Raw genomic sequence first — 17,708 nt, 5'->3', positions numbered from 1 at the left:
CAAACCCGCCGGTGTGGATCAAGGAGCGGCGGTGCGGGTCTGCGCCCTGGAGAACGCCTTGCGCAGCACGGCCAGCAGCGCGTCGCGGACCGAGAGCTTCTCGCGGGCGTCGAAGGTCACCAGCGGGACCTCGTCGGACACCGCCAGCGCCCACCGGACGTCGTTGAGGTCGTGGTTGAGCATCCCGTCGAACTTGTTCACCGCGACGACGAACGGCACGCCGGCCTTCTCGAAGTAGTCCACTGCCGGATAGCAGTCGTCGAGCCTGCGGGTGTCGACGATGACCAACGCGCCGAGCGCGCCGACCACCAGGTCGTGCCACATGAAGCCGAACCTGTCCTGGCCGGGTGTGCCGAACAGGTACAGCTTCACGTCGTCGTCGATGGTGATGCAGCCGAAGTCCATCGCCACCGTGGTCGTGGTCTTGGACGGCACGTGCCCGGTGCGGTCGATCTCGGCAGCCGCCGACGTCATCACCGCCTCGGTGCGCAGCGGCGGGATCTCGGAGATGGACGCAACCGCTGTGGTCTTGCCAACGCCGAACCCGCCTGCGATGACGATCTTGACCGGTGCCGGTGGCTTCTTCGGCGCCAGCACCGGGTCAGCGGAGCGATTCGAGTCCACGGATGACCCTTTCGATCATGCGGAGGTCTTGCGGGGTTTCAGCTTCGGGTCTGCGGATGACGACGTAGCCCAGCGCGGCCAGGTCGGCGACGAGCACGCGGGCCACTCCGATGTGCAGCTTGAGCATGGCGGCGACTTCGGCGACCGACATCGTCCGGCGGCACAGCGAGATGATGTCGCGCCGCTCGAACGTCAGGTTCTGCACCGAGGTCGCGCCCAGGTTGCTCGTCATCACCTGTGCTTCGATCTCGATGGTGTGGTCGACGGGCTTGGTGCGCCCCGACGTCATCAGGTAGGGACGCAACAACGACACATCTGGATCGTCTGCTCTGCCACTCATGCTGTAACTCCTACTGTCCGACGGAGTTCTTGAGTTCCTCGATCAACTGCGGCGTCAGGACAGCGCTGGCCCGATTGGCGAACATTGCCATCTCGTAGGCGATCGTGCCAAGGCTTGCCTGCTTGGTGGCGAGCACGCCGAGCGAACATCCGATGCTGATCGTGCAGACGAGCAGGTAGCCGCGCTCCAGCTCGATGATGATCTTGTCCGGCTGGCCGAGCGGGTGCGTGTCGGACACACCGTTGGCGAGGCCGAGCATGGCGGAGGCGATCGCGGCGAGCCGGTCCGCGTTCTGCCTGGCCAGATCCGAGGACATCGCGATCAGTAGGCCGTCGGCGGAAACAGCGATCGCGGCGATCGCTCCGGCGGTGCCCTGTGCGAAGCGGCTCACGAGCCAGTTGAAGTTCTGGGCCTCGGTGCTGACTCCGGGGGGCGTGATCATGTGGTGCTCTCTTTCATCGGATCTGTGTCAACGACTTCCTCCCGAACCACGGCACGGGCGACACCGCTGGAGAACGCGTCGAGCGACGCCCTCTCGGCCTCGGGGTCGCGTGCCCTGAACTTCTGGGGCACCCGTAAGGGCGGTGCGCTCGTCGTCTTCATCGTGCGCAGGCCGGGGGCGAGGTTGGCTCCCGGCACCCGTCGGGTCAGCCCAGCGCGTGCCTCCGCCGTCTGCGCTGGTTGCGGCGGTTCCGCATGCCGTGCGGCGGGCGCCGACACGGGAGCGGGCGTCCGTGCCGCGGCGGGCGCGGGCGGTGGCGCCAGCGGCTTCGCCGGTGCGCCTGCCGGGACGGCCGCCGCCTTGGCGAACGCCTGCTGGAAACCGTCCAGATCCGCGCGGACAGCCGCCGGGTCCTGCTGGGCGTGCCGCGGCGCCGCGACCGGCTCCGGCCTGGCGACCGGCGTCGTGGTCAGTGTCGGACCCGCGATCCCCGCCGACGGGATCGACGCGCCACCGGGCATCTGCGCCCCGGCCACCCGCCGCTTCAAGCCGCCCCGGGACTCCTGCGGCTGGGCGGAGGCGACCGGCGCGGGTGTCTGCTGCCGCGCCGGGGCCTCAGGCTGTTGCTGCACCTGTGGTTCCGGCGACGACTGCAGCCGTGCGGGCGGCGGGGTCGCCGTGGCCGGTTGCGACGGCTGCTGCACCGGCGGCATGAACCCGGCTCCGGACGGCGACTCGTCGGGGAACCACGAGAAACCCGCGAGGTTCTCGGCAGGCGGGATCCGCATCTCCGGCACGTCCGGCATCTCGAGCCTGGCCTGCTCCATGCCCTGCTGCGCGGCCCCCATCTGCTGCGCGGCGCTCTGCTGGGCGGCCCCCATCTGCTGCGCGGCGCTCTGCTGGGCGGAACCCAACTGGGCGGCGCTCTGCTGGGCCGCGGCCTGCTGAGCCGGGGTGACACCACCGTTGGGACTCTGCTGGTGAGCTTGGTGGGGCGCGGCGTTGAGGGCCTGCTGGGGAGCGCGGGCCGAAGCCTCGGGCGGCGGCGCGGCCGGGGCCGGACGGGAGTACAGCGACGGTGGGATGGCCACCCGCGCGGTGATCCCGCCGCCGTGGGTCGGGATCAGGTCGACGGCCAGCGAGTGCCGCCGGGCCAGGCGGCCGACCACGAACAGGCCGAGCACGCTCGTCGGCGCGACGTCGAGGCGTTCACGGTCGACCAGGCGGCGGTTCTCCTCGGCCAACTGCATCGGCTTCATCCCGATGCCGTGGTCGACGATGCTGATCACGCACGCGCCCTCGGTCGTGAACGTGCTGTTGACCTCGACGAACGTGTCCGGCGGGGAGAACGACGTCGCGTTCTCGAGCAGCTCGGCGAACACCAGCACCACGTCGGCGCCGATCGGCGACGCCAGGGTGACGTCGTTCATGTCGCCGAGCCGGACGCGCTGGTAGTCCTCGATCTCGGCCAGCGCCGAGCGCATCGCGTTGGCCATCAGCATCGGGCCGCCGAGCCCGGTGTCGACCCGGGTCCCCGCGACCACCAGCAGGTTGTCGGCGCTTCGGCGCAGCCGGGTGGAGAGGTGGTCGAGCTGGTAGAGCCGTTCCAGCAGACGGGAATCCTGCTCGTTGCGCTCCAGCTCGTCCACCAGCGCCAGCTGGCGGCCCACCAGGTTCTGGGTGCGCTGCGCGACGTTGGCGAACATCAGACTGACGTTGTGCCGGGACACGGCCTGCCGCTCGACCAGCCGGGCCGCGGTCGACTGGACCCGGTTGAACGCGACCGCCAGCTGCCCGATCTCGTCGCTGGACGACACCTTGATCTCGGTCAGCCTCGGCGTCTGCGCCTCGGCGGTCTCGGTGTCGCTGACTCGGACCAGTTCGGACTCGGCGAGCTCGGCGACGTTCGCGGCGGCGTCGGTCAGCTGCTTGAGCGGCGAGGCGATCGACCGGCTGACGAACACGGTGAGGAACGCGACCAGCGCGAACAGGGCGGCGGCACCGCCACCGACGAGCCACGCGATGGCCTGTGCGGTGTCGGCACGCGAGGTCGCGGCATCGGTCAACTGGCTGGTGACGCGGTCCTGGACGGTGCGGCGCAGCGCCGACTGGGCGCCGACGGTGTTGAGCGCGTCGTTGGCGAACGTCGCGATGGCACCGGTGTTGCGCGGGGCTTCCGGGGGCATCCGGGTGGCGAGGTTGTCCACGGCGATCGCCGGCGGGCCTTCGGCGACCTGCACGACGAGACTGGCGTGTTCGACGTCCGCCTGTTGGACGAAGCGTTCGGTGAACATCTTGGCCTGCTGGGTCGCGTCGTCCAGCAGAACCTGGCCGGTCGCGCGGTTGAGCGCGGCCGCGATCAGCGCCATTCCGCGCAGCTCACCGTATTCGTTGGCGCGCAGCAGCGCCTCCAACGCGGTCAGCTGCCGGGTGCCTTCGGCGTCACTGGTCACCTGCGGGACCAGGCGCAGCGAGTTGATGATCGCGTCGATGTTGGCGTGGTACGTACGGGCGACACTGTCCGCCGAGGTACCGCGGCGTAAGGCGCTTTGGCGCAACTCGTTGAGCGAGCCGAGGCGGGTCAGCGCGGTCGCGAGCTCCTCGCTCACCTCGTCGCCGAGCGTGGACCGGACCTGCCCGATGGTGTCGTTGACCTTGCCCTGCTGCTTCTCCAGCGCCGCGCTGTCGGCACTCGGCACGGCCAGGTAGGTCGCGGTGAGCAGCCGCTCCCGCTGCAGCTCCCAGACCAGTCCGCCGACCTCACGGGTGTACCGCGCGGCGTCCGCGGTCTGACCCGCCGACGCGGCGCTGTTGGCCTGCACGATGACGAACGGTGTCGCCACCATCAGCACCGCTGCCAGCGGCAACAGGAGGAGCAGGTTCAGCTTGCCCCGGATACCGAGTTTGCCGAGCAGTTTCGTGTCCTTGTCCTGCCTCGACGGCCGTTTCAAGTGCTTCATGCCACCTCCTCCTGCTGCTGCTGTGCGGTTCAGCTGACTTTGCGGTGCTGCGCGCGGACGAGATCTTCGATCGTCGCCCGCAGCGCGAGGAACTCGGGGGTGCGTTTGATCGCCAGGTCCCGGTCAGCGGGAAGCTCGACCGTGATGTCGGAGGCGACTCTGCCCGGCCCGGATTCCATCACGACCACCCGTGAACCGAGGAAGACGGCCTCCTCGACGTCGTGGGTGACCATCAGCACCGTGGTGCCGGTGTCCCGCCACACCTGACGGATCAGCACCTGCATGTCCTCTTTGGTCTGCACGTCCAGCGCCCCGAACGGTTCGTCGAGCAGCAGCACTTCCGGTTCACAGGCCAGCGCGCGCGCGATCGCCACGCGTTGCTGCTGGCCACCGGACAGTTGCCGTGGCAACGACTTGCGCAAGGCCGTCAGTCCGGTCTCGGCAAGGTACCAGTCCACCCGGCGTGCCCGTTCGGCCGAATCGACCGGCAGCAGCTCTAGTCCAAAAGCGACATTGCGTTCCACCGTTCGCCACGGGTAGAGGCTGCCGGCCTGTGGTACGAGCCCGCGGTCCGGTCCAGGACCGACAACCGCGTTTCCGTCCACAGTGATCCGGCCGTCCGACGGCGAGTCGAGCCCGGCGACCAGTGACAACAAGGTCGACTTGCCCGATCCGCTCGCCCCGCAGACGCACACGAAGTCGCCACGTGACACCGTCAGGTCGATGCCGTCCAACGCGTTGATCGTGCCGCCCCGGACAGCGAAGCGCTTGCTCACACCCTCGATCTCGAGCAGTCCCGAACTCATGCCGCCCACCGCCCGACCCGGTCACGCAGCAGCCGCAGTGCGACGTCGATGAGCACACCACTCACACCGATCACGAAGAGCATCGCGAAGATCTCGTCGACCGAGTTGAACCGCTGCGCCTGCACGATGCCGCGGCCGAGACCGGTCGTCGACGCGATCACCTCGGCGACGACGACGAGGTTCCACGCCGCCGCCATGTTGACGCGGACCGCGTCGATCATGCCGGGAAGCGAGTGCGGCACGATGACCTTGCGCAGTACTTCGTTACGTCGCGCCCCGAGCGTGTACGACACGTTGACCAGTTGCGGCGGAACGGATCGAACCACGTCGGCGGTCATGAACGTGTTGTAGAAGACCGTTCCGATGAACAGGACCCCGATCTTGAGCACCTCGTCGACACCGAGCCAGATCATCATCAGCGGGATGAGCGCGCTCGGCGGCAGGTACCGCAGCAGGCTCATGATCGGCTCGAAGAACGCGCGGCCCGCCGCGAACGTCCCCATCGCCATCCCGATCGGCACCGAGACGACGACGGCGAGGCCGAACCCGTAGAGGATGCGCCCGACCGTGGCCCACCAGTCGGTGAACAGCTTGCCCGACTGGGCCAGATCCCAGCCCGCGCTCAGCGCCGCCAGCGGCGACGGCAGCATCTTCGGGTCGACCGCCTCCGTCGCGCTCAACAGGATCCACACCAGCAACGGGACCGCGAACGACAGGATGTTCAGCGTCAGCTTCGTGCGGCGCGGGATCGGTTTGCGGATGGTCAGCAGCGCGGACGGCTGTTTGGGTCTGGACCGCCGCGGCAACGGCGCCCAGTCGTTATGGCCGGACTGCGCCGCTGTCGCGACGCCGCCCCGCTCTGCCCGTTCGGCCTCCAGGAAACGCTGGGCGGCCTGCTCGTCGGCGGAGACGCGGTTCGTCTCGGCGGGTTTCACTCCTTTACCGCCTTGACAAACGTGTCATCGAACAGACCGTCGAGGTTCGGCGGGTTCTTGGCCAGTCCGGTGTTGGTGAGGAACTCGGACGCCAGCCGCGCCTGGTGGTTCAGGTGCTGCGGAGTGGTACCGGGAGTGAACGCGTCCAGGTTCTGCTTGCGCGTGAAGATCGACGTGCCCGAGTCGTAGGCCTCGTAGTCCTTGACGGACACACCGCCGCGCTTGGACATGATGTCCATCGCCTGCGAGCGGTTGGCCTTGATCCACGCCGTGGTCTCGAACCAGGTGTTCACCATGGCCTGCACGACCTGCGGGTTGTTCTTGACGATCTCGGCCTTGAACACCAGGTGGTCCGGGATGGCGCCGGGGAACTCGGCGGACGTGGCGATCGCGCGGCTGCCCGGCCGCCCGAGCGCCGTCGTGGTGAACGGGGCGAACGCGCCGACCGCGTCGACCTTGCCCGTGAGGAACGCGTTCGCGGCCGCGTCGGTGGTCATCGGCGTCAGCTCGATGTCCTTTTCGGTCAGCTTCGCCTCGGCCAGGGCGAGCAGCAGCAGGTAGTGGTCCACGGTGCCCTGCTCGACCGCGACCTTCTTGCCCTTCAGGTCGCCGACGCTGGAGATGCCTTCCCTGGCGATGATCTTGTCGTTGCCCGTCGAGTTGTCGTTGACGAGCACGATGGTCTGCTTCGCGCCACCGCTGACCGAGGACAGCGTGTCGTTGAGGGTCTGGCAGTTGGCGTCGATCGCGCCGCTGTTCAGCGCGTTGATGCTGTCGGTGTAGCTGTCGAACCACTTCAGGTCGACTTCGATGCCGTTCTTCTTGAACAGGCCCTGTTCCTGGGCGACCTGCCACGGGATCCAGCCGGGCCACGCCGAGAAGCCGACGGTGATCTTGGTCGACGACCCGGCGGGCGACGACGAGCAGCCGGAAAGGCCTGCCACGCCGAGCATTCCGACGGCGCAGAGGACCGCGGTCAGTAGACGGGTAAGGGGACGGGATCGCACAACGAACTCCAGGGGGACGGGGTAGGGGAGTTCCGGATTGTTGGGTTTTCCAGCGGGTGTCCGGCCTTCAGGCGGCTGTCCGGTCCGGACGGGACGAACCGGGCGCCACTCGGACAGCCGGCGCGGCGACCCACACGGCGATCACCGCGTGATCCCCGTGCGGGTGTCCGGTGTGGTTGTCCAGGCGGCCGTCCAGCGAGCGGTGCTCCGGCACCCCGGCGACGGGATGGCCGAGCGGGGGTACTTCGTGGGAAAGCAACCGACCGGGGGTGACCCGGACGGCGTGGTGTGCGTCCGTTCGTCCAGAGCGGTTCGCCGAGTGTCCACTTGGCAAACGAAGTGGATGGTCCCGATTCGTCCGCGTTGGGAGTGTCGCGCCGCCATATGGCCGAACGCGACCGGGAATGCGCATGGCGCATGGCCTGGTGGGAAAGTCCTCACCGTACGGTGCATTGAGGAGCGTGCCGACTTCGCCCGCGCCCCCGCTGTGCCATCCGGTCGTAGGCAGCGCCGCCCCGTGTGCCACGCCGACCCGAGCCTGCGGCCCGTGATCAGCGCACAACGGAGCGTCACCAGACCTGGTCATTCTGGTCTACCCTCCACGCCGTTTGCTGCTCGCCGGCGAACGTAGAGGACTCGTTGCGAAATACGGTCGCTCCCTCGTGAATACCTAGCGAACCGTGCGCAGAGCCCGACGCCCTTCGCCTCCCGGCGGACAGCTTAGCGACCAGCGCAAGAGCCCGACGCCGTACGCACGCAGCGCGGATGCTGCCGGATGGCGGAATTGGCTGGGATTTCCGTCCCCGGTGTCCGCCCGCCCGCGTCCGGTTAGCGGACACCTCACCTGGGATGATGTGGGTCATGACCCATCCGCTGATCCTTTCGCTGTCCGACGCCGGTGCCGACCTGGTCACAGTCGGCGGCAAGGGGGCGTCGCTGGCGCGGCTGACGGCCGCGGGCATCCCGGTTCCGGCCGGTTTCTGCGTCACGACCAGCGCACATCGCGATTTCGTATCAGCTTGCACCGATGTGGTCCCGTCGGCGGTGGCCGATGTCATCCGTTCGGCCTATTCCGCGCTGTCGCACGGAAATCCGTTGGCGGTGGCGGTGCGTTCGTCGGCGACGGCCGAGGATTCCCCGGAGCTGTCCTTCGCCGGGCAGCACGACACGTTCCTCAACGTGACCGGAGCCGACGAGGTGCTCGACGCGGTCCGCCGCTGCTGGATGTCACTGTGGACCGAGCGGTCCGTTCACTACCGCTCCACCAACGACGTGGCGTCGACGGACATGGCGGTCGTGGTGCAGGTGATGGTGCCCGCCACGGCCGCGGGCGTGATGTTCACGGCCGACCCGGTCAGCGGATCGCGCGGCTCCATCATGATCAACGCCGCGTGGGGTGTCGGTGAGGCCGTCGTGAGCGGGGACGTCACGCCGGACACCTACGTCCTGACGGGCGACGCGGTGCGGTCGACCATCGCGGAGAAGACCGTGATGACCGTGCTCACCGCCGACGGCACGGCGACCGCGCCGGTACCGGTCTCGAAGCGCTCCCAGGCCGTGCTTTCCGACGATCAGGTCCGTGAACTCGGCGCGCTCGGCAGGCGGATCGAGGAGCTGTACGGCACGCCGATGGACGTCGAGTGGGCCGTCCACGATGGACAGTTCACGATCCTGCAGGCGCGGCCGATCACCACCGCGCCGGCCGAGTCGTTCGAGGTCTGGAACGACACGCTGCTCGGCGACTACCTGTGGACGTGCGCCAACCTGCGTGAGGCCGTGCCGAGCGTGATGACACCGGCGACGTGGTCGCTGGCGCGGTCGTTCGCGCTGCCGCCGATCGCGGGGCACCCGACGTCGGGCAACATCGGCGGCCGGTTCTACCTGAACGTCAGCACGGCCATGGCGGTGCTGACCGCGCTCGGCCTCGCGGGCGTCGCGCGCCGCACAGCCGGGCAGATGTTCGGCACGATCCCCGACGACATGCCCATTCCCCGGCTGCCGGTCTCGAGGGTGGCGGTGCTGCGGGCGACCGTGTCGGCCGCTGTCCGGCTCGCACGGGATTTCCGCGCGTACAGCAGGAACCTCGACGCGTTGGTCGCCGCGAACCCGCGGCGCTGCTCTTCGTTGCGCGAAAGGATCTCCGCGACGTCGACCGCTCGCGAACTGGCCGCGTTGTGGCGTTCGGACATCGCGGACCTCCTGGTGGCCTGCCGGACGTTCGACGCCGGTGCGCGGCAGGCGGGCGCGGCGCGTCTGAGCGTCCGGCTCGGTGAGCTCGTCGGCCCGTCCGACGCCGCGTTGTTGTTGTCCGGCTTGCACACCTCGTCGGACGAGTTGGTCAGCCTCGGTCCGGTGATGGGTCTCGCGCGGCTGCGGCGCGGCGAGATCACGGAGGACGAATACCTGGAGGCGTGGGGGCACCGCGGGCACGACGAGTTCGAGATCTCGGTGCCGCGGGCGGGCGAGGACCCCGCGTGGGTCAACCGGTTGCTCGACGGTATGACGTCGTCGCCGGAGGATCTGCTCACCCGTCAGGCGAACGCCCGTGCCGAGGCGTGGGAACGGCTGCGAGCCGCACATCCGCGCGCGGCCCGTGGCCTGGCCGGGAAGCTGGAGCGCGCGGCCGAGTCGGCGCGCAAGCGGGAACGGGCCCGTTCGGAGTTCGCGCGGTCCTTCTGGGTGTTCCGCGCCTTCGCGCAGCGGGCGAGCGAGCTCACCGGGCACGACATGTTCTTCCTGGGGTTCGACGAGATCGTCGACGTCCTGGACGGCGCGACGCAACCGGTGGCCGCGATCCCCGCCCGGCGGGCCGCGTACGCGCACTACTCGGCGCTGCCGCCGTACCCGACGCTGATCAGCGGCCGGTTCGAGCCGGAGAACTCCTCGGTGGACGTCCCGGACGCCTCGGTGATCACCGGGTTCGCCGGTGTGCCCGGTGTGGTGGAAGGCACGGCACGTGTCGTGTCCACTGTGGAGGAAGCGGAGGCGTTGCGCGAGGGCGAGATCCTGGTCACGACGGTGACCAACATCGGGTGGACGCCGCTGTTCCCGCGTGCGGCCGCCGTGGTCACCGACATCGGCGCGCCACTCTCGCACGCCGCCATCGTCGCCCGTGAACTCGGTGTCCCCGCCGTCGTCGGCTGCGGGAACGCCACCGCGCTGCTGTCCACGGGCGATCGGATCCGGGTGGACGGCGGCAGGGGAACGGTCACCCGACTGGCATACTGACGCGTCCTGATCCAGCCGCATGGGGCCGCGACCCTGCCGTGCGCGGAAAATCGCCCCTGCGCGGGCAAACCGGGAAACCACGGCTGTGCGGTGACGAGGAAAACCGAAATCAAGGACAACTGCTTGACCTGGATGGTGGGTTACACGCCGCAGATCTCGACAGCGGTATGGGTCGGCTCGAACGACAACTCGGCGCTGAAGGACAGCGGCGGCACCGTGCTGACGGGGAAGAGCGCGGCCGGAAAAGCCTGGCAGACGTTCATGAACGACTACCTGAAGGACAAACCGGTCGAACAGTTCCCGCCATGGGGGTGACCGTCGGTCACAGGCCGAGGAGCCGTTGTTTGGCCGCGGTGAACTCGGCGTCGGTGAGCACACCGGCCTTGTGCAGGTCCCCGAGTTCACGCAACCGCCGGAGCATGGCGTCCGGATCGTCCGCGACGGGGGCAGCCACGGCCGGGCTGCCCATGGGGTGCGGCAGTCGGGACACCACGGCGGCGGCGACCAGCGCCGTGGTCCCGCCTTCTCGCTGGACACCCCATGACAGGGAGTTCCGGTCGTGCTCGGGGGAGGGCAGCGTGGTGACGCCCCGGGTCTGGAACCGCAGATACCCGTAGCCGAAACCGCTCTGCGGCCGCCATTCGACCGACGTCACATCGGACAGTGCCAATTGGACAGGACCGGCTTCCTGCTTGCTCTCCTTGGCCATCCAGCCCCAGTCCAACCGGATGAACTCGCCGTCGAACGTCGCGGTGCCGTCACCGGCGGTGGCCGAGATCGGCACGCCGGGCGCGGGCAGCAGGTACTCGGTCGTCGGCTCCGGGGACACCTGCTGGACCAGCAACGCCGTCCGCACGGCCTCGGCGAAGTACTGGCCGGTGGCGGTCTGGTCGGTGTCCACGGCCAGCAGGTAGGGGTCGGCGCCGTCGCCGAGCTGCCCACCGGTCGCCTGCACCAGCGGATCCGCGCCTTCACGCAGCCGCAGCCGCAACCGGCCGCCCTTGCGGCCGGACTCGTAGGACATGCCCGCGATCGCCTCGACCGGGACGGACAGCTCGCCGATGGCCTGCCGGAGCTTGTGCACACCACGTCCGTGCCCCGGCACTATCCGCAGGTTCTCCAGGTCGAACGTCCACGTCGCGTCGCGCCCCCGCACTTCGTCCATGCCTGAAACCTTGCCATGGCCCGCAGTTGGCCGGGCAGCAACCCCTGGTCAGCGGGGACGGGCCGGGTTAGCCTGACGACGCCAAGCAGCGGGACAGGGGGATCCTGACGATGAGACTGCTTACTCTTGTTGCGTTGACCGTGAGTTCGCTGCTGTTCGGCGCAACCGCCCACGCCGGTGACGGTTCGGTGCGGGTGTCCGGGCCGTCGCCGTTCCCCGCCGGATGCGGCGAGACCGGGCCGGGCACGTTGTACCGCAATGCCGAGGTGCAGCCGCATCTCGCGGTGAACCCGCGTAACCCGGCACACCTAGTTGCCACCTACCAGCAGGACCGGTGGTCCACTTTCGCCTCGCAGGGTGTGCTCGCGGCCGCGTCCTTCGACGGCGGTCGCACCTGGCGGCGATCCGTTCCGCCCACTTCGGAGTGTTCCGGTGGGACGAACCTCAAGCGGGCCACGGACTCCTGGGTCGCCGTGGGGCCGGACTCCACCGCGTACCTGGCCACGTTGGCCATGACGAAGCCGTTCTTCGAACCAGGCTCGGAGCACGCCATCCAGGTCTCGCGGTCCGGGGACGGTGGGCTGACCTGGGGCCAGGCAACGGTTCTCACGCGCGACGGCGGCCCGTCGGTCTTCAACGACCTGCCCGCGGTGACGGCCGATCCGCTCGACCCGCGCCTGGTCTACGTGGTCTGGACGCGGATCGAACTCCTCGGCGGCACCGACTTCACCGGCACGACCCGGCTGGCGCGCAGCACCGACGGCGGGCGCACGTGGGAACCGCCGAAGGTGGTCCACGACCCGGGCCGCAACAGCCAGACTGTCGCCAACAAGATCGTGGTGCGACCGGACGGCTCGCTGGTCAACGCGTACACGCGCTACTACCCGGCCCCGGACGGCACTTTCAAGCTGGAGGCCGCGGTCGTCCGGTCGGCGGACAGGGGACGCACCTGGTCCGCGCCGAGCAAGGTCGCCGACGTCACCCCGGCGGGTGTCAAGGACCCCGAGACCGGTACCCCGATCCGGGACGGCTCCAGCTTCGTCCAGGTCGCGGCGGGTGGCCGTGACCTCTACATCGCCTGGCAGGACTCCCGGTTCTCCGGCGGCACGCGGGACGGGGTCGTGGTGTCCCGGTCCGGTGACGGCGGTTCGACGTGGAGCGCTCCGGTGCAGGTCAGTGCGAACGCGTTCGCCCCGGCGCTCGCTGTCCGGCGGGACGGGATGGTCGGCGTGTCTTATCACGACCTGCGCGACAACACGTCCGACCCGACGACCTTGCCCGCGAACCTGCGGCTGGCCACGTCCCGCGACGGTGTTCGCTGGTCCCACCAACGCGTCGCGTCGTTCGACTACGCCGGGGCGCCGGTGGTCGGCCAGCCCGCTTCGCTGTACCTGGGCGACTACTACGGGCTGGTGGCGTCCGGGAACGCGTTCGTCCCGTTGTTCGCCATGGCGAACAAGGACCAGGAGAACCGCTCTGACGTGCACATCTCCCGGGTTCAGCCGAAAGCGGGGTTGTGACCCAGTGGTCTAAACCTCTACGTTGAAGGGACCCTGCAGATCACTTCTGGCGGCGCGAGCCGGTGGTGGGTTACGCCGGCTGCCAGGTCGTGCCCCAGAAGGGAGCCGTTATGGCTCGTTTGTCACGTCTACTCGGCCTAGGTCTAGGCCTGGTGCTCGCGGCGGCCGTCCAGGTCCCCGCAGCCGCCTCCGCACCGGGCGTCCAGGCCGACGTCTGCGCGGTCAAGTCCAGGCCGAGCGGAAAAGTGCTCCAAGGCTACTGGGAGAACTGGGACGGTGCCGCCAACGGCGTGCACCCGCCGTTCGGCTGGGTCCCCATCAACGACGCGCGGATCAAGAACGCGGGCTACAACGTCATCAACGCGGCGTTCCCGGTGATCCGCGGCGACGGCACCGTGCTGTGGGAAGACGGCATGGACGCGACGGTGAAGGTCTCGACCCCGGCCGAGATGTGCGCGGCCAAGGACGCGGGCGCCACCATCCTGATGTCCATCGGCGGTGCCGCGGCCGGGATCGACCTCAACTCGGCCGCCGTGGCCGACCGGTTCGTCGCCACGATCGTGCCGATCCTGAAGAAGTACAACTTCGACGGCATCGACATCGACATCGAGACCGGCCTGGTCGGCAGCGGCAACATCAACTCCCTGTCGCCGTCCCAGTCCAACCTGATCCGGATCATCGACGGCGTGCTGGCGCAGATGCCGTCGAACTTCGGCCTGTCGATGGCGCCGGAGACCGCGTACGTGACCGGCGGCAGCGTCGTCTACGGCTCGATCTGGGGCGCCTACCTGCCGATCGTGAAGAAGTACGCGGACAACGGCCGCCTGTGGTGGCTGAACATGCAGTACTACAACGGAAGCATGTACGGCTGCAAGGGCGACTCGTACCAGGCCGGTACCGTGCAGGGGTTCCAGGTGCAGACCCAGTGCCTCAACACCGGCCTGGTGATCCAGGGCACCACGATCAGGGTGCCCTACGACAAGCAGGTGCCGGGCCTGCCCGCGCAGCCGGGCGCGGGCGGCGGCTACATGTCGACGGGCCTGGTCTCCCAGGCGTGGCGGGCGTTCAACGGCCAGCTCAAGGGCCTGATGACGTGGTCCATCAACTGGGACGGCTCGCGGAGCTTCTCGTTCGGCAACAACGTCAAGTCGTTGCAGGGAAGGTAGAGACGAGGTCAGGGCGCCCCGGATCGGACGCGGACGGGGCGCCCTGGTCTCCACTGCTTTGGTTTCATTGGCGTCGCAACAGATACGTGTCCATGATCCACCCCTTGCGGGCGCGTGCCTCCGCCCGTGCCTCGACGATCTGGTCGGCCACTTCGGACAGTCGGCCGCTGATCAGGATCTCGTCCGGCGTGCCGATGTAGGCGCCCCAGTAGATGGTCGCGTCCTGCTCGGTGTGCGCGGCGAAGGCGGTCCGCGCGTCGAGCATCACCACCACATCGTCCACATCGGACGGCCACGACTCGGCGAGCCTGCGCCCGGTGGTGATCTGCACCGGCCTGCCGACCTGGTTGAGCGGGACCCGGTGGCGCGCGACCAACGCGGAAACGCTGCTGACACCGGGGATCACCTCGATGTCGATGTCGACCCCGCGCGCCGAGATGTCGTCGAGGATCGCCAGTGTGCTGTCGTACAGCGTCGGGTCGCCCCAGACCAGGAAAGCACCGGTCTGCCCGTCGGTCAGTTCGGCGTCGAGCATCTCCTGGCAGACGTCCGCGCGCCGCCTGCGCCAGTCGTCCACCGCCTCGACGTAGGCGTCGGTGGTGCGGTCGCGTTCCGGGTCACGGCCGTGGACCACGCGGTAGCCGTCGGCGGGCGCGTACCGCCGCAGGATCTCCCGCCGCAGGTCGACCAGGTCCTGCTTGACCTCGCCCTTGTCCAGCACGAAGAACACGTCGACCCGGCCAAGAGCGCCGACAGCCTGCATCGTGATGTGCTCGGGGTCACCCGCGCCGATGCCGATTACCAGGATCTTCCGCATGGCCACCAGTGTCCCCCACGGCATCGACCCAGCTCAGGGCAGGATCGAGTCCACGTAACCACCATCCACCCGAATCGCGCCGCCGGTGGTCGCCGAGGAGAGCGGGGAACTGAGGTACACGACCATGTTCGCGATCTCCTCCGGCTCGATCAGCCGCTGCAGCAAAGACTGAGGCCGGTGCAGCCGCATGAACTCGCGCTGTGCCTGGTCCCACGGCAGGTTCTTGTCGACAAGTTGATACACGAAGTCCTCGACGCCGCCGGTGTGCGTCGGCCCGGCGATCACCGAGTTGACCGTCACGCCGGTGCCCGCGGCGGCCTTGGCGAAGCCGCGGGACACGCCGAGCAACGCCGTCTTGGACACGCCGTAGTGGATCATCTCCGCCGGGGTGACGATGGCCGAATCGCTGGCGATGTACTGGATCCGGCCCCACTGCCGCCCGGTCATGCCCGGCAGGTACGCGCGGGTCAGCCGGATCGCGGCGAGCACGTTCACCTCGAAGTAGCGGCGCCAGTCGTCGTCGCTGATGTCCAACGGCTCCTGCGCGCCGAAGATCCCGAGGTTGTTGACCAGGATGTCCACGTCGGGCACGGCGTCGAGCACCTGGCGGGTGCCCTCGTCGGTCGAGACGTCGCCGGGCGCGGCGACGAAGCCGGTGCCGCCGAACTCCTCGATCGCGGCGGCCACCTTCCCGGCGCTGCGACCGTTGACCGCCACCCGCGCGCCCGCCGACGCCAGCCCGGTCGCGATGGCCGCGCCGATGCCCTGCGTCGATCCTGTGACCAGCGCGGTCCTGCCGGAAAGGTCCAGCCGCATGACCCAGTCCCCTTCTGCCGAAGTCGGTCCGTCCATCATCCGGCACGCAACCTGATCACGCAGTCCGGCGTCTGGTGTGGGCATGGAGGGCAGAGACCTGGACTGGCCCGGCCTGGTGAACGTCCGCGATCTCGGCGGACTGGCCACCACCGGCGGCTTCCGCACCAGGACGCGGGCCGTGGTGCGCGCCGACGCGCCGGAGAAACTGACCGAGGACGGCTGGGCGGCGCTGCGCGCGTACGGCATCCGAACCATCGTGGACCTGCGAAACCCGGACGAGCGAACGGGAATGCCGCAGCTGACCGACATCGACGTGCTCAACGTGCCACTGGATCCGCTGGACGACACGGAGTTCTGGAACCAGTGGGGCAACGGCCTGCACGGCACAGCGCTGTACTTCCAGCCATACCTGGAAAGGTGCCCGCACCTGCTGTGGGCGGCGTTGCGTGCCATCACGCACGCCAAGCCCGGCGGGGTGCTGGTCAACTGCGCCGCGGGCCGGGACCGCACCGGGCTCGTCGTGATCCTGTTGCTGGCGTTGGCGGGCGTGTCCGCGACGGCGATCGCCGACGACTACGAGGCCAGTTCCTCGCGGCTGTCGGCAGCGGCGAAGGCACAGGGGCGCATCGACCTGGAACCGGTGATCGCGGCGATGGTGGCCGACCACGGCACGTCCCCGCGTGAGCTGGTGCTGGAAACCGTGCGCCGCTTGGACATGGGCAAGTACGTGAGTGCGGACGACCTGCCGGTGCTGCGCGATCGCCTGGTAGGGGCCGAAAGGGGCTGACCGGGTGGCGCGACCGCCGGTATTCCCTTGAGCTGGACTGCTGTTCGGCGGAAGGGGAACCCGAAGATGAGAGCGCTCGCGGTCGCACTGCTGACAATCGCGCTGACTCCTGCCGTGGCACAGGCCGAAGGCGTCACGACAGTCGCCTCCGGCCTGGACAACCCGCGTGGACTGGCGTTCTCGCACGACGGGACGCTGCTCGCGGCCGGTGGGCACGTCGTGCGTCTCGCCGACATCGCGGGCCACGAAGGACAAGCCGACCCGGACGGCGCGGGCGCGGAGACCAACCCGAACTCGGTGGCCGTGACCCCGGCGGGCGCCGTCGTGGTCGACGCGGCGGGCAATTCCCTGGTCAGGGTCGCACCCAACGGGACAGTCTCGACGCTCGCGGTGTTCCCGGGGCAGCTGGTCGACGCGCCGCCGCAGCTCGGCCTGCCGCCTGGCACGAAGATCCCGGCCCAGGCGGTGCCGACCTCGGTGGTCCAGGGCCCGGACGGCGCGTACTACGTCAGCCAGCTCACCGGATTCCCGTTCCCCACCGGGCGCGCAAGCGTTTTCCGTGTGGTGCCGGGACAGGCGCCGACGGTGTACGCGACCGGTTTCACCAACGCCGTCGACCTGGCGTTCGACCAGGACGGTTCGTTGTACGTGCTGGAGGTCGCGCACAACGGCCTGTTGTCCGGGGACATGACCGGTGCGTTGATCCGGGTCAAGCGGGACGGATCGCACCAGGTCGTCACGACCGCGCTCACCGCACCAGGCGGCCTCACGGTGGCCGGGGGCGCGGCCTACGTCTCCGACTGCGGTGCCTGCCCCGGCACGGGCAAGGTCATCCGCCTGCCCCTGAGGTGACGGAGCCCGGGGTAATGGATTTGCGGGGGATTGGCATCATGTCGGTCATGACCCCAACGCAGGCCACGTGGCCACCCAGCCGCACCTCAGGGGAACGTGGCGCGAACCAGCCACCGGTACGCACTGAACTGAGCGGTGCCAGCATAAGGTGACCAAGCGTCGAAATGTCGGGGAGGCGGAACAGCCATGACCCCAACGCAGGCCACGTGGCCACCCAGCCGCACCTCAGGGGAACGTGGCGCG

The 17,708-nt window shown here is 69.1% G+C and carries 17 protein-coding genes; 6 read left to right on the top strand and 11 right to left on the bottom strand.

Features of this window, described 5'->3' with window-relative positions:
• Positions 1 to 18 precede the first annotated feature (18 nt).
• The 8 genes from ALI144C_RS20750 to ALI144C_RS54485 all read right to left on the bottom strand — a co-directional run bounded on the left by ALI144C_RS20750 (position 19) and on the right by ALI144C_RS54485 (position 7,373).
• Entirely contained in the window at positions 19 to 624 is a 606-nt protein-coding gene (locus tag ALI144C_RS20750) for a GTP-binding protein (protein WP_076988792.1), read from the bottom strand.
• Positions 602 to 964, bottom strand: a complete 363-nt coding sequence (locus ALI144C_RS20745) for a DUF742 domain-containing protein (RefSeq protein ID WP_054289230.1) — start codon at positions 962 to 964, stop codon at positions 602 to 604. The genes ALI144C_RS20750 and ALI144C_RS20745 overlap by 23 nt, the downstream gene beginning before the upstream one ends.
• Before the next feature lie 10 nt (positions 965 to 974).
• A complete protein-coding gene (locus ALI144C_RS20740; protein WP_033389312.1) occupies positions 975 to 1,406 on the bottom strand; it encodes a roadblock/LC7 domain-containing protein in 432 nt (143 codons plus the stop codon).
• Positions 1,403 to 4,366, bottom strand: coding sequence for a sensor histidine kinase (locus ALI144C_RS58440; protein WP_076988791.1), 2,964 nt, complete (start codon positions 4,364 to 4,366; stop codon positions 1,403 to 1,405). The genes ALI144C_RS20740 and ALI144C_RS58440 overlap by 4 nt, the downstream gene beginning before the upstream one ends.
• Before the next feature lie 29 nt (positions 4,367 to 4,395).
• Positions 4,396 to 5,172, bottom strand: a complete 777-nt coding sequence (locus tag ALI144C_RS20730) for an ABC transporter ATP-binding protein (RefSeq protein ID WP_076989121.1) — start codon at positions 5,170 to 5,172, stop codon at positions 4,396 to 4,398.
• Positions 5,169 to 6,107, bottom strand: coding sequence for an ABC transporter permease (locus ALI144C_RS20725; RefSeq protein ID WP_076988790.1), 939 nt, complete (start codon positions 6,105 to 6,107; stop codon positions 5,169 to 5,171). Before ALI144C_RS20725 ends, ALI144C_RS20730 begins: the two co-directional genes overlap by 4 nt.
• Complete coding sequence (locus ALI144C_RS20720; RefSeq protein ID WP_237774238.1) at positions 6,104 to 7,114, bottom strand: ABC transporter substrate-binding protein; 1,011 nt, start codon at positions 7,112 to 7,114, stop codon at positions 6,104 to 6,106. Before ALI144C_RS20720 ends, ALI144C_RS20725 begins: the two co-directional genes overlap by 4 nt.
• A 67-nt stretch (positions 7,115 to 7,181) precedes the next feature.
• The gene (locus ALI144C_RS54485) at positions 7,182 to 7,373 is read right to left on the bottom strand and encodes a hypothetical protein (RefSeq protein ID WP_143230760.1); all 192 of its coding nucleotides are present in this window, start codon (positions 7,371 to 7,373) and stop codon (positions 7,182 to 7,184) included.
• Between the two features lie 602 nt (positions 7,374 to 7,975).
• Here ALI144C_RS54485 and ALI144C_RS20715 point away from each other — a divergent pair.
• Positions 7,976 to 10,342 (top strand): PEP/pyruvate-binding domain-containing protein, encoded by a 2,367-nt coding sequence (locus ALI144C_RS20715; protein ID WP_076989120.1) that lies wholly within the window; start codon positions 7,976 to 7,978, stop codon positions 10,340 to 10,342.
• A gap of 123 nt (positions 10,343 to 10,465) precedes the next feature.
• Positions 10,466 to 10,657, top strand: coding sequence for a hypothetical protein (locus tag ALI144C_RS20710; RefSeq protein WP_143230758.1), 192 nt, complete (start codon positions 10,466 to 10,468; stop codon positions 10,655 to 10,657).
• A 7-nt stretch (positions 10,658 to 10,664) separates the two neighbouring features.
• Here ALI144C_RS20710 and ALI144C_RS20705 read toward each other — a convergent pair whose 3' ends face one another.
• A complete protein-coding gene (locus ALI144C_RS20705; RefSeq protein ID WP_076988787.1) occupies positions 10,665 to 11,507 on the bottom strand; it encodes a DUF4429 domain-containing protein in 843 nt (280 codons plus the stop codon).
• Between the two features lie 140 nt (positions 11,508 to 11,647).
• On the opposite strand from ALI144C_RS20705, the gene ALI144C_RS20700 reads away from it, so the two are divergent.
• Both ALI144C_RS20700 and ALI144C_RS20695 read left to right on the top strand, forming a co-directional pair.
• Positions 11,648 to 13,027, top strand: a complete 1,380-nt coding sequence (locus ALI144C_RS20700; protein WP_237774261.1) for a sialidase family protein — start codon at positions 11,648 to 11,650, stop codon at positions 13,025 to 13,027.
• Between the two features lie 110 nt (positions 13,028 to 13,137).
• On the top strand, positions 13,138 to 14,193 hold the full coding sequence (locus tag ALI144C_RS20695) for a chitinase (RefSeq protein WP_076988785.1): 1,056 nt from the start codon (positions 13,138 to 13,140) through the stop codon (positions 14,191 to 14,193).
• 64 nt (positions 14,194 to 14,257) lie between these two features.
• Here the strand turns inward: ALI144C_RS20695 and cobF are convergent, their stop codons facing one another.
• Together cobF and ALI144C_RS20685 are read right to left on the bottom strand one after the other, a co-directional pair.
• Positions 14,258 to 15,010: a precorrin-6A synthase (deacetylating) gene (cobF, locus tag ALI144C_RS20690; protein ID WP_076989119.1), complete on the bottom strand. Its 753-nt coding sequence runs from the start codon at positions 15,008 to 15,010 to the stop codon at positions 14,258 to 14,260.
• A 33-nt stretch (positions 15,011 to 15,043) separates the two neighbouring features.
• Positions 15,044 to 15,826: an SDR family NAD(P)-dependent oxidoreductase gene (locus ALI144C_RS20685; protein ID WP_076988784.1), complete on the bottom strand. Its 783-nt coding sequence runs from the start codon at positions 15,824 to 15,826 to the stop codon at positions 15,044 to 15,046.
• Between the two features lie 82 nt (positions 15,827 to 15,908).
• Between ALI144C_RS20685 and ALI144C_RS20680 the strand changes: the two genes are divergently transcribed.
• Positions 15,909 to 16,613: a tyrosine-protein phosphatase gene (locus tag ALI144C_RS20680; RefSeq protein WP_076988783.1), complete on the top strand. Its 705-nt coding sequence runs from the start codon at positions 15,909 to 15,911 to the stop codon at positions 16,611 to 16,613.
• A gap of 66 nt (positions 16,614 to 16,679) precedes the next feature.
• On the top strand, positions 16,680 to 17,465 hold the full coding sequence (locus tag ALI144C_RS20675; RefSeq protein WP_076988782.1) for a ScyD/ScyE family protein: 786 nt from the start codon (positions 16,680 to 16,682) through the stop codon (positions 17,463 to 17,465).
• Positions 17,466 to 17,708: the final 243 nt, after the last annotated feature.

The sequence above is a fragment of the Actinosynnema sp. ALI-1.44 genome (assembly GCF_001984155.1).
GTDB lineage: Bacteria > Actinomycetota > Actinomycetes > Mycobacteriales > Pseudonocardiaceae > Kibdelosporangium.
The sequence above is the reverse complement of the archived record's forward strand: the minus strand, read 5'-3'. Positions and strand labels throughout refer to the sequence as shown.